Raw genomic sequence first — 13,473 nt, forward strand, 5'->3', positions numbered from 1 at the left:
GAAAACAGTATAATGATGGATGACGTTTGACGTCACAAAAGAGGCCTCCCCTGCGAAAGACATTCGTCATCGCGAAGAGAGACCCCTTATCTTAACCTTCACTACTGCAGTCATGAAGGATATAACTAGTGTTAACCGAAAATATGCTTTCCATACAAAATTTAAAAATTAAAAACCTTTTATATGAGCTTCGACTTGATCATAATCAGGTTTTCCATGTCCGCACTAAAGTCAGTGAAGGGAACGGAATCGTTCGAAAGAAGCGAAGCGCTCGCCTTTGTTTCCTAATGTTATCCATCTGAAAAATAGTTCAGAAACATTAGGAAACAACAGCGATCGAAAGAACGATCCGTAACCGTAACGGTCACCTATGCGCACATGAAAAATCCATGATTAAGAACGCTCATATAAACATCCCGAGAGGAGATTACACTGTGCTCGATATCAAACAGATTCAAGAAATCATCCCGCACCGCCCCCCGTTTCTGCTGGTGGACAAGATTCTAGAGATTGAGGATGGCAAACGTGCCGTTGGTTTGAAAAACGTAACCATTAACGAACCTTTCTTCATTGGTCATTTCCCAGAGTATCCGGTAATGCCGGGTGTACTGATTACAGAAGCGCTGGCTCAGGTTGGTGCAGTAGCCATTCTGAATTTGGAAGGCAACAAAGGAAAAATCGGCTTTTTGGCGGGACTGGACAACTTCCGATTCCGTGGACAAGTTGTGCCCGGAGATACGTTGATTCTGGAAGTGGAGATTACACGTCTGAAGGGTTCTATTGGTAAAGGTAAAGCAACTGCCCGAGTGAACGACAAAGTGGTCGCTGAAGGCGAGATCATGTTTGCACTGTCTGACCCAAGCTGATTACATATGTGAGCATTGACATCATGCAGGAACGTAGACGGAGCGAATGATGCAAGATGTTGAAGTAACTCAGCACACCTGAATTTATATAGACGGAAGGGGTTTTATCGGAATGGAACAGTTAAGCACAGCAGCAGCAGAGACGTTGCAGCAATGGTTGGAGGATGCTTCGATTGATGAAGCAACGAAACAGGAGCTTCGTGACTTGCAGGATCAGCCGAAAGAGCTGGAGGAACGTTTTTACAGAAACCTGGAGTTTGGTACAGGTGGATTGCGCGGGGTCATTGGTGCGGGAAGTAACCGGATGAACCGTTACACCGTAGGTCGGGCAACGCAAGGATTTGCGCGTTATTTGCTTGAGCAGCATGGTGACCAAGAAGGCAAACCTTCTGTTGTCATTGCTCATGATTCCCGTCATTTCTCACCTGAATTCACACTGGATGCTGCGCTTGTACTGGCTGGAAACGGCATTGTAGCCAAGCTGTTCCCATCCTTGCGTTCAACTCCTGAGCTGTCATTCGCAGTGCGTCACCAGAAGGCAACTGGAGGGATCGTTGTAACAGCGAGCCATAACCCACCGGAATATAACGGATATAAAGTCTACAATCATGAGGGCGGTCAATTGGTACCGGATGAAGCGGAAAAAGTCATTCAGTACATCCAGGAAGTGCCTTCCCTTGCTGACGTGAAAAAGCTGACGCAAGAAGAAGCAGAAGCTCAAGGACTCCTGATCTGGTTGGGTGAAGACCAAGACCAAGCGTTTGTGGATACCGTAGCGAGCCGTAGTCTGAGCCGTGAACTGATCCAATCCGGCATAGGCCATGATTTCAAAATCGTTTACACACCGCTTCACGGAACAGGTAACATTCCTGTACGTCGCGTGCTGGAGCAGATCGGATTCGAGCAAGTGCACATTGTAGCTGAACAAGAACAGCCGGATGCTGAGTTCTCTACCGTGAAATCCCCTAACCCGGAAGAACGCGAAGCGTTTACGCTTGCAATGAAGCTGGGAGAATCCGTAGGCGCTGACATTCTGATCGGAACAGATCCGGATGCAGACCGTATGGGTGCTGTCGTGAAAGACAATGATGGCAAATATTTCGTCTTGTCCGGTAACCAGTCTGGTGCCATTATGGTACATTACCTGCTCAGTCGCCTGCAAGAGACAGGTACACTGCCAAGCAATGGTGCGGTTGTCAAAACAATCGTAACAAGTGAGATGGGTGCTGTTATTGCTGAACATTACGGTGCAGAAGTGATGAACACACTGACAGGCTTCAAATATATTGGTGAAAAAATGAACCAGTTCGAAGCAACAGGCAGTCATACATTCTTGTTCGGATATGAAGAGAGTTATGGCTACCTTTCCGGTAACTATGCCCGTGACAAGGATGCTGTCCTTGCCTCGATGCTGATTGCTGAAGCAGCTGCGTATTATAAGAGTCAAGGCAAAACGCTGTATGATGTCTTGCAAGAGCTGTACAACCAATTCGGATATTTCTTGGAGAAGCTGGAGTCCCGTACGCTGAAAGGCAAAGACGGCGTGGCTCAGATTCAAGCCAAAATGACGGACTGGCGTTCCAATCCGCCACAAGAAGTAGCGGGAATTGCTGTACAAGATGTACTGGACTACTCCCTTGGTCTGGACGGTCTTCCGAAGGCGGACGTACTGAAGTTCATTTTGGCAGACGGTTCATGGTTCTGCTTGCGCCCTTCAGGAACAGAACCGAAGATCAAAGTATACTTCGCCGTGCGTGGAGAGAATTTGGAAGATGCGGAAAGCTGGATCGAGCGTCTGGTGACTACAGTGATGTCGCGTGTAGACGCACAATAATACGAATGCAACAATGAGCAAGAACATGAGAAGGCCTCTCCGCACCGTAAGGTTGGTTGGCGGAGGGGTTTTTCTTTGAAATAAAAGTGTAGATGGTTCTAGCATATAAGAGGGCTTGTTGACACAAGCTGTTTGTAACCTATTGTATAAATGTTAAATGAACGAATTACTTGAGCTGAACGTGCATTTGGTTCCAACACTTGAGGAGGTACATGTAGTGCGTCAAAAATGGCTTTATTGGAATAACGCTTCTCGGAAGTGGTTGTGGCTCGTCGTTATTATCGGTCTGGTCGCGTCCATCCCTGTAATCAGTGATCGGGTGCAGACAGAATCTTCTGCCAAAAAGGTGGAGCTTGTCTTTAACTATCGAGGACTGCTGGATATCTCAGCGTATCAGGCACATCCGCAAGATTTCATGAATGAACAATTGACTCGTCTAAAAGACGCAGGCGTAACAACGATGGCTGTGTTCGAAAGTACATTGGACGAGCTGAGAAAGACACGCCGACTAATGGTATATAACGGCCAGGATCTCGCGAACCTGACCAAAGATGTGATCCCTTCTAATGCAAATTACACGTATGTGTTATTTACATCGGAGGAAAACGCACAGACGTATACCCCTATTATTGAACAAACGTTCGCTGATCGGCAGATTCCGGTAGTACCATGGGAATATGAAGGTCGTAGCGGCTTAATATTGCAGACTCCTCCGGAGAATGCCAACATGCAGCCTTTGCAGCCCGATCCGGTTGCCGTGAAGATGCTGCGTGATAAAGGGTTCTACATTTTGCCGCGGATCTCGGACAGTGTGCCATACAGCCAGGAATCGATGGAGCGCTTGCTTACCTTCTTCGAAGAGAATGGCGTAAAGCGCATCTTGTTTGATGGTGATGCTGTGAAAGGGTACAATGATAATGAAGAGATGAAAAGTCTTGACCAATTCGCACAGTTGCTGAATAAGCACAATATTGGTCTTGCAGCCATCGAGAACTTGAAGAAACCGCAGTCTGGATTCCAGACCCTTGCTTATAAAACGGATTACAACGTTACGCGTCTGTACTCGCTTAGTGATGGAGATGCCAATCTAGACGTAGATACGATTGCTGACCGTTTTGTTCTGGCAACCAAGGATCGCAACATTCGTATGCTCTATATGAATGCATCGCCAAGCCGGAATACAGCAAAGGCTATGATTACAGATCCAATTGAGAATCTGATCAATAGTCTGGGTGAGCCGGGTCATGCGGTAGAACGCATGGCGAAGCATGGATTCGAGTTAGGACAAGCTGAAGCATTTACAGTTAAGGATTCTTCGATTCAGCGTTATGCCAAGCTGGTTGCTCTTGTTGGTGCAATTGCCATGATTGCACTTATGGTTTCTTATTTTATCCCACTACTGACTTTGATCGCATTTGTGGTCGCTTTGGTGGGCAGTGCAGGATTGTTCCTTTTGAAACCAACGCTGCTGGAGCAAGGAATTGCCTTGCTTGTGGCAATCGCCGCGCCGACCATAGCGATGGTGCTGGCCGTTCGTACAGTGAACTATCAGCAACAGCGTCAACCCGACGCATCTGCGGGTCGTCGTTTGAAACAAACGTTGGTGTTATATGTAAGAACTTCGATTCTGTCATTCCTGGCGGTACCTTTTGTCATCGCATTGCTTAACAGTATTACGTACAGTCTGGTGATTAACCAGTTCCGCGGCGTGAGTCTGTTGCACTTTGCACCTATGGCACTGGTGGCGATCTATATTGTGTTTTACCGGGGTTCGGGATCGTTCTCTATTAAACAAATTAAGAATATTCTTCGTACACCGATTACCGTTGTAATGGTAGTACTGGGACTTGTTGCTGCCGTTGTTGGATATTACTATTTGAGTCGTACAGGCAACTCGGGTTCGGTTACGCCATTCGAGATGTTCCTTCGTGTAGTGCTGGAAGATACGTTCGGTGTACGTCCGAGATTCAAAGAATTTATGCTGGGACACCCGCTGTTTATCGTTGGCGTGTTCGCCGCTTTAAAATATCGTAAAGTCATCTTTGTGCTCATTATTGCAGCGATTGGACAGTTGTCCATGGTGGATACGTTCGCGCATATCCATACGCCGGCTGTATTGTCACTCATTCGTGGAGTGATGGGATTGGGACTTGGCTTAATCTTCGGTATCATTGCTGTGGGTGTGTGGCAAGTAGCGGAAGGATGTTGGAAAAAATGGTCACCACTTCTCAAAAGTTAGTCATCTCGGGGTATTACGGATTCCGCAATAGCGGAGACGAAGCGGTGCTAAAGTCGATTTTGACAGCGCTGGAAGAGGAAAGCCAAAGGTCGAACATAACGATTGAACCTATTGTTCTCTCGGGTGATCCCGAGTCAACAACCGCAATGTACGGTGTACGCTCCGTGCATCGTATGAAATTGAAGGAAGTCCGTGAAGTGCTCAAGGAGAGCGACGGGTTAATCAGTGGCGGAGGAAGTCTATTGCAGGATGCAACTGGACTGAAATCCATTCCTTATTATCTGGGTGTAATCAAACTGGCCCAGTGGCTGAAAAAACCAACGTTTATCTATGCACAGGGGATTGGCCCTGTGAATCGTAAAATTTTTAATCCGATGATCAAATCGGTCTTTAAGGCCTGCACCTATGTATCCGTTCGGGATGAACAGTCTGCAGACTACCTGCGTGGGCTCGGGTTACAGTGGAATCAGATCCATGTTGTACCCGACCCCGTAATGGGTTTGCCATTACCTGAAACAAAAGTTGAGAGGGGCGCAGGTGCTGTCTCAGCAAATGCTGCTACTCAAGCTAATCGAGTGGAGCCTTCAACTGGAGGACATACCAAGCTTCCTGTGATCGGCGTATCGGTACGTTTCTGGGAGTCAGACCGGAAGGAACTTACGGCTATTGCCGCCGGATTAAAAAAGCTGTGCTCCAAAAGAGCGGTGCACTTGCGTTTTCTGCCATTTCATTTGCCAGTGGATGAACAGGCATCACGTTTCCTTATGGAAATGCTCGGTGATGTGACCAGCAAAGGCAGCAAGATTAGCATCACAGAAGATCTGACCGACCCTCAGCTTATGCTGGAGGAAGTCAGCAAGTGTGATCTCGTCATCGGTATGCGTCTGCACAGTCTGATCTATGCAGCTTCGCAATATGTGCCTCCGGTGGGTATCTCGTATGATCCGAAAATTGATCAATTCCTGCTTCGTCTGGACAGTGAACCAGCAGGAAATACGGATACACTCGATGGAGATAAACTCGCCAAGACTGTTGTTGGACTGCTGGATCAACGTTCACAGTGGTTGAAGGAACATGAAGAAGGCATCACCCAACTGAAGCAGGAAGCCAGAGTGCCTGCACAGCAGATTATTAACTATTTGGGCCGCAAAGGATGAGATAAAGATGAGTCAGACCGGATCAATACCTACCGTTTCGATCTACGGCATTCCTTTTTCCAAACTGACGATGAAAGAAACGGTAAAGGTTCTCCAGGAAGCTGTGCTGTCCAAGCAGACACCACATCAGGTCATCACAGCCAACCCCATTATGGTTATGGCCGCATTGGAAAATCCCGCAATTATGGAAGTCATGCAAGCTGCGGAATTAATTGTTCCTGATGGAACAGGTGTCGTATGGGCTGCAAACTATTGTGGAGATCCTGTAGCTGAGCGAGTGCCGGGTTTTGAGCTTTTACATGAATTGCTGCGTGTTGGAGAAAACTATCGATGGGGCGTATATCTGCTTGGTTCCACCCCTGAGGTGATTCAAGAAACGGCAGTTCGGTTACAACAGCAATATCCGGCGATTCGAATTGTGGGTTATCGCGACGGTTATTTTGGTCCGGCTGAGGATGAACAGGTCATCGCTTCTATTCGGGAAGCGGCACCTGATCTGTTGTTTGTAGCACGTGGGGCGGACACACAAGAACCGTGGATTCACAAGCACAAAGATGCACTGCAGGTTCCCGTAACCATGGGCGTTGGCGGAAGCTTTGATGTGATTTCGGGTAAAACTAAACGTGCGCCTGTCCTGTTCCAAAAGTTAAGACTGGAGTGGTTCTATCGCTTATTGCGTGAACCAAGCCGGGCTGGACGGATGCTTGCGCTTCCGAAATTCGCTGTTAAGGTGATGCGTGACAAAGAAAACGTGACGAAAGTCCGTTAAAAACAGGTAATTGCGAGATAAATGCGTGTTTTTGCTAGAAATTGAGGATGGCTTTTCGGGTGTGATGAGCGTATAATTCATTCCGGATTACATGTGTGCCACTCCATTGAAAAACGGAAGTTGTTGCATACGGCCACTTCGATGTCAGAATAACCTTTTGATCGCTGTTATCTCTGGATTTCTTTTATCCACCTTTGCAAGGTTGAAATCCCGCGATAGCATATGCTTACGATGTAGCTTTCTTTCAGAAAGCTTGTAGGCGAACGCTTCGCTTCTACAGGTTATTTCTGCCCTCTCCGTTCTGGTGCAAATGGCATTTTTCATCAAAAGTGACTAACAAAACATTTTTATATATAAAAAGAGATCAGGGGATTTATAATTTCGTACAGGTATTATAATTGGGGGTCGAATGTTCAAATGGTAGCGATCTTTATCATTGGATTTATCGTGTCAATGGGACTGGCTCTTGCCCTGACACCACTTGTCAAAAAGTTCGCAGTCCGCATTGGCGCAATGGATACGCCGAATGCACGTAAAGTACACACACGGATCATGCCTCGTCTTGGTGGTCTGGGGATATTCCTGGCCTTTATTATTACAGTTGCTGCATTGCTTCCGTTTGTATCGGCATGGTTCACGACTCGGGATATGAGTTTTGTCAGCGCGTTTCTGATTGGTGGAACAATTATCGTGCTGATCGGAGCACTCGATGATCGGTTTGAACTGTCGGCCAAAGTGAAGTTGCTTGGTCAGATCGTTGCTGCTTCTGTCGTTGTATTTGGATTTAATATCCGGGTAGATTTCGTTAACATTCCGTTTCAGGATTCCTACTCTTCACTCGAAGCTTGGGTATCGATTCCGCTGACGATCTTCTGGATCGTTGGTGTAACGAATGCGATTAACCTGATTGATGGTCTGGATGGTCTGGCAGCCGGTGTATCTGGTATTGCAATTGGTACCATTGCGGTGATGTCCTTCCTGATGGGTAACATGATGATTGCCTTGATGTGTCTTGTATTGCTGGGTAGTATTATCGGATTCCTATTCTTCAACTTCCACCCTGCCAAGATCTTCATGGGGGATACCGGATCACTATTCCTTGGTTTCTCTCTGGCAATGCTGTCCATGCTGGGATTCAAACAAATTGCTATCGTGTCCTTTATTACACCGCTGATCATTATCGGTGTGCCGCTCTCGGATACCTTCTTCGCGATTATCCGTCGTGCGGTACAACGGAAACCGATTTTCGCACCGGATAAAGGTCACCTGCATCACTGCTTACGTGAACTTGGATTCAGTCACCGTCAGACGGTGCTGATCATTTATGGAATTGCCGCATTCTTCGGAGTTCTGGCGATTATCCAATCTTCCGCTGCCATGTTTGAAGCGAACTGGGTAACATTTGTGGTCATCTGTATCATGATGTTCTTCCTCCAGGTGGGAGCAGAAGTCATTGGACTTGTTAGCAAAACGAGAAGACCGGTTATTAACTTTCTGATGCGCATGCGCGTCAAGTTGAATCCGGAGACCCGTTCGAAATCATAAATAGACAAATGTAATGGTTACAGCTATTTTTGAATATTATTCCAGACCCAACCTTATCCCTTGTGGATAAGGTTTTTTGTTTATTTTGAGATTTTTACTAAATAATTGGTACCTTTTGCCGATATATAAAGGTAACTGACTTAAAAGAGGAGAGATGATATTTAATGCAACAAAAGAAACGGCCGTTGGTCTGGATCATGTTGGTCACCATGGTGTTCTCATTGTTCCCACAAGGTCTATTCGGTGGGTCCGTTGCTTCGGCTGCAGATGCATTTTCAACGTATTTTACGCCATCTGATAGAACAATCCGAGAAAGCTCAAGACTTTCGCTTGTCTATGATTCTACTCAAGGCAAGGATAACTCCAACTTTCTGACAAGGGAACTTGTGTATAAAAGCCCTACTTCGTCCCTTGATATTACGGGCACATTTTCAATGGTTAACGGTTCGAGTCTAAAAGTGAAAGTTGAGCAGTTAAAGCTTGTTGAAGAAGGAAACTTGCGTACATGGGTTCCGGATGAAACACGTACTGTAACTACAGCTATCACGAATAGTGGCAGTAACCGTTTTACAGCTAGTAACGTAGGCTTATTTTCAGGATTCAACAGAATAACGTTTATTGGAACACAAGGAAATAGTTCTGTAGAAAGTTCTGATTCATTCTATGTAATGTATGATCCTGCTCCTTATATTGAAAACTTCATACTTTATACAGACCGTACCATCCCAGGTGGCGGTGTAGCGTATAACCTAAATGAAGGTACCGAGACCGTTGTGGATACAGAGCGTGTAGATTTCCAGGGTACAGTTAAGAATGCAACTCAGGTCTCCATTTCAGTCAATGGTGGAGAACCAATGGACCCCCCTGTAACAACGGATGGTAGTTTCTTTGCATCTCAAATAAAGCTATTACCCGGTAAAAATATTCTGAAGTTCAACATTGAAGGTCAGCCTAATGGGATTGAAACGGAACGTGTTGTTTATTATTTTGATAAAACAAAACCTTTCGTAGATCTCAAAGTAACGATTGGAAATGAGACTAAATCTGTAGTGAGTAAAACGGATTTGGCAACTTTCACGGACCCAGATAAAACAAAAGGGACATTAGCTGGTCAGATTCTGGTTCCTTATGTGGAGGGTAGTGGCAAATTCGCAGATGAGGGTACTGTAACCGTCCAAGGTAAAAGTTACAGTATTATAGTACAGGCCCAAGATGAAAAGTTGATCACAGGCCCAGATGGAAAATCTGTCAAGTATCGAATGGTAAGCTTTACATCCACTGAGGAGTTTGATCTAACTCCTAGTAGCACTGACAGTACGAAGGCTGCCAAGGATCAGACACTTGTAGTGAAAATAGCCCAAGGTGCGTTCAGTGCGGAATATACAGCTAGTTACGTGTATTCATCAGGTGCACAAGATATTACGAACCTATATTACCTGCCTAACTATAAGGGAGGAGCAGTTGACTCTAAGAGACCACTGAATGGCGCAACATTGCAAGATGATAAACTATATATCCTTGTAGAGTCAGGAAGCTCTCTTGACAAGTTACCAGTTCCAACACTTAAAGGTGTTTACTTACCATCAGGACTTAAACCGGTTGAACTAAAACAATATCTTGGTGCAACAGGTCTAAAGGATAACGAGCAGATATATGAGATTACCAGCCTTGCAAGTGGTAAACAGCAACTTCGTTTCTCATTCAGTGATAATCCTGAACCAGATCTGGCTAAGGTAGTTGAGGTTACCTATGCGACGATTAGCTCAATCTACGTAGGAAGTATCCAGACAGGAGAAACGTATACGTTTGATTCATCCAAAGGAACGCAATACCTGAATGTAGAGGGTGAATTGTTAGGTTTCAAAGACCTGACTGACTTGAAGGCAGAGATGCTTGTTAATGGTCAGTTGACTGCAACAACGGTAACAAGTTTAGTGAATGCTACTGATTTGAACAACACAGGGTCTACAACAGCTCCGGTCATTGCATTCCCGAAAACACAAAAATTCAAATTCAGTCTGCCAATCAAAAAAAATGGTCCGATTTATTACGGAGAGAACACCATTGATATTCGAGCTATTGTTGACGATGCGGGTGGAAGACCGAAAACGATAACATCGGTTCTGAAAATTAATGTAGTGGATTCGTATAACTCAACCATTGCTTCTTTTATGCCAACACGTATCCCTACAAGTAGAGAATTATTTGATAATAAAACAGTCGCGAACTACACGGAAGAGAAATTAAGTAGAATTTTTGCCGTGACTCCTGACTTTATTCTCAAAGACGGTAAGTATGTAACAAGTGAGAAAGAGTTCGATCTCGTGTTCCGAGGAAGTGGAGCGCAAAATATCAACTTGAGTTTCGGTTCAAAAGTGATTTTCAGTAAAACTGTTAATAATACAGAGGTGTTGGAAAGTACAGATAACGGTGCAACAGTTGGAGATATAACCGGCTCTGACTTTGCTGGTAATGAAGATTCATTCATCGGACGGATTCGTGGTCTGAAGTTCGATGCGCCGGGAACCCAAGTGTATACGCTTGAGTTGATTAATAGTACAGGCGCTCGTTCTACACAACGAATTGAGGTTGTACGTGAGCCTGCTCCATACCGAATTCTGGCTCCTCAGCCAACGGTGGGTGATCAGATTGTTGTTAATAAGAACTATGTACGATTTGATATCGAAGCAGAGGGTGCAACTCAAGTTCTGGTTGGCAAAGAACCTGCTGAGAAGCGTACGGATTACAATAATCGTTTTGTGCTTGATTATGTGGGATTGAAGCCTGATAAGGATAATAAAATCAAGATTGAGATCACTCGTGCTGGTGGAACAATTAGTGATACAGTATCTGTGTACTACACTAGTGCAGTGACAACGAATTCACAGTATATGGCTCCTAAAGTAGCTAACAAATATACAGCTTTTAATAAAAACTTACAGCTTTCTTTCCCGAAAGGAACAGTTTTGCAATCCCAAAATTCAATAGGTATTACAAAATTCTATCCAACTAACAAAGTGTTGTTTGGAATTGCAGAACCGAGAAAAGGAATTGTAGAAAAGATAAATGATTACGGGTATGATACTGAAGTTGGAGGCGAATATAAGCCGAAGATTGAAATTCCTCTCTCCGTTTCGGGTAATTTCTCATCTGCATTGGATACAAGTGACTTTGCGTTGATTTCCGATATTTATTGGATCAGTGGAGGTATTGGAGAACAAGGTAATAGAAATGATAGCAGTTATAAGTCAGCTACAGACGGAGTCACACCATACAGTATGGACGGAATTTTCACTACGTTTGCCGCTGAACGTATCCTTACTCCATCCAATCGTGGATCGTTAATCTTGAACTACGATCCGTCAATTGTAGATGATGTGGGTTCAACAATCACCGTATTCCGTCTTTCGGACAAAACGCAGGCGGGTACCTGGGTACCGATTGGTGGTAAAGTAGATACGAAGAAACATACGATCACAGTGCCATTTGATGAGTTCGGATATTATAAAGTAATGAAACAAAGCAGAAGTTACGCGGATATTACGAACCATCCATGGGCAAGAAACTATCTTAATGCGATGTATGCCAAAGGTCTGATGAAACCATTGAAGAGTAATTCGTTTGGTGCAGATGACCGAGTAACACGTGGGGAGTTCGCAACATTGTTGGTTAAAGGTATGGATATTCCAATTACTACTCCGACGCAGCAAACATTCAGTGATGTAGGAAAAGGTACTGGAGCTGAGATCTGGAGTTATGAAGCCATTGAGACAGCAGCACGTGTAGGGATTATAACGGGACGTAGCGATGGATTCTTCCAGCCGCAATTGCCAATATCCAGAGAAGATGCAGCCGTTATGATTGCGCGTGCGATGAACGCCAAACTTGCAGCCAATGATAGCAAGTTGTCTTCAGCACTAGGCAAGTCGTTCCTGGATTCATCTTCAATTGAGTATTATGCTCGTCCAGCTGTACAAGCTGTAACAAAGGCTAAGATCATGGACGGTAGTCCAGTGACTGTAGCAGGATCAACCAAACCACAATACCAATTCAATCCAAAAGGTAACATGACTCGCGCAGAAGCAGCGAAGATTGCTGTGGAATTGCTCAAAAAGAGCACAGGATTATTTCCTAAAACCTTGAGTTAATTCGTTTGATACATTAATGCAATTTAGGAAGGACCTGTCCCTTACTCTAAAGGGGCAGGTCCTTTTCATGGCTGTCAATGAATTGACATAGAGTACTTTTATAATAGAAGAAACAGAATTTTTACCAATAACTATTTTTGTAATTTGCTAGAGTATAAGATACAATAACGGTAAATACACAATGATCTAGAGGGTGAAGTTAGCTAATGAAACCGATTTATTCAAAAGCCCAGCTGGGCTACATGAAGGCAAAGACACAGTTTGAGAAGCAGGCAGTCATTCTGGAGAAAAAGTTGGAAGATACACGTAAGACTCAGGAAATCTCTCAGGAAGTTATGGAAGGGCTTGTACAGTCTACTGGCTTCCATGATGCGTATAACAATCTGGTGCTGGCTGAGAATGAGTTGATTGAATGGTCTCATACAACGATGAAGCATGAGAAAACGTACCGTGAGAACAGACAACCAATTGACGATATGTATCTGAGATTGAACAGCGATCCAAATATGCGTGCCCAAATTATTGAACTCGCGATGAAGATTAAATAACTTATATTTCCAGAACTGCAGGAAAAGCATCCCAATAGGGGTGCTTTTTTATTTTATTTTTTGTGAATTTTGTCGCTTCATAGGTTGAAGTTGCGGGTATAAATAAACGTTGGTAGCACAGACAAACCAGAGATCACAATTCCAGATTCACTGCTGTATCAACGGTTTGAAAAGGTTTTGAATGGCTTCGATACCCGCACTGTACCTATACATAAAAAAAACCAAAACTTTTTTTGTGCAATCCGCAACTTTTTGAAATCTACTGCGTTTAAAGTGTAGAGTCGAAAACATTGGGCCTGTTACCAAGAATGACCTCGTGAAGAATCTTGTCTATTTTTTAGAAAAAATTGCTTTACGACACGAGAGA

General features: G+C 44.5%; 8 protein-coding genes. All 8 read left to right on the forward strand.

What is annotated here, in order from left to right; translation table 11 throughout:
• Positions 1–434 precede the first annotated feature (434 nt).
• The 8 genes from fabZ to CXK86_RS06925 all read left to right on the forward strand — a co-directional run bounded on the left by fabZ (position 435) and on the right by CXK86_RS06925 (position 13,106).
• On the forward strand, positions 435–866 hold the full coding sequence (gene fabZ / locus CXK86_RS06890) for a 3-hydroxyacyl-ACP dehydratase FabZ (RefSeq protein WP_036613058.1): 432 nt from the start codon (positions 435–437) through the stop codon (positions 864–866).
• 112 nt (positions 867–978) lie between these two features.
• Positions 979–2,700: a phospho-sugar mutase gene (locus CXK86_RS06895; protein WP_076254022.1), complete on the forward strand. Its 1,722-nt coding sequence runs from the start codon at positions 979–981 to the stop codon at positions 2,698–2,700.
• A gap of 217 nt (positions 2,701–2,917) precedes the next feature.
• Positions 2,918–4,939, forward strand: coding sequence for a DUF5693 family protein (locus CXK86_RS06900; protein WP_076254023.1), 2,022 nt, complete (start codon positions 2,918–2,920; stop codon positions 4,937–4,939).
• Complete coding sequence (gene csaB / locus CXK86_RS06905) at positions 4,915–6,096, forward strand: polysaccharide pyruvyl transferase CsaB (RefSeq protein WP_076254025.1); 1,182 nt, start codon at positions 4,915–4,917, stop codon at positions 6,094–6,096. The genes CXK86_RS06900 and csaB overlap by 25 nt, the downstream gene beginning before the upstream one ends.
• A gap of 7 nt (positions 6,097–6,103) precedes the next feature.
• On the forward strand, positions 6,104–6,865 hold the full coding sequence (locus tag CXK86_RS06910) for a WecB/TagA/CpsF family glycosyltransferase (protein WP_076254027.1): 762 nt from the start codon (positions 6,104–6,106) through the stop codon (positions 6,863–6,865).
• 417 nt (positions 6,866–7,282) lie between these two features.
• Positions 7,283–8,410, forward strand: a complete 1,128-nt coding sequence (locus tag CXK86_RS06915) for a glycosyltransferase family 4 protein (RefSeq protein WP_036667762.1) — start codon at positions 7,283–7,285, stop codon at positions 8,408–8,410.
• A gap of 164 nt (positions 8,411–8,574) precedes the next feature.
• The gene (locus CXK86_RS06920) at positions 8,575–12,558 is read left to right on the forward strand and encodes an S-layer homology domain-containing protein (RefSeq protein ID WP_076254028.1); all 3,984 of its coding nucleotides are present in this window, start codon (positions 8,575–8,577) and stop codon (positions 12,556–12,558) included.
• A 206-nt stretch (positions 12,559–12,764) separates the two neighbouring features.
• Entirely contained in the window at positions 12,765–13,106 is a 342-nt protein-coding gene (locus tag CXK86_RS06925) for a hypothetical protein (RefSeq protein ID WP_036612519.1), read from the forward strand.
• The last annotated feature ends 367 nt before the right edge of the window (positions 13,107–13,473 follow it).

It is taken from the genome of Paenibacillus sp. BGI2013 (assembly GCF_002843485.1).
Lineage (GTDB): Bacteria > Bacillota > Bacilli > Paenibacillales > Paenibacillaceae > Paenibacillus > Paenibacillus amylolyticus.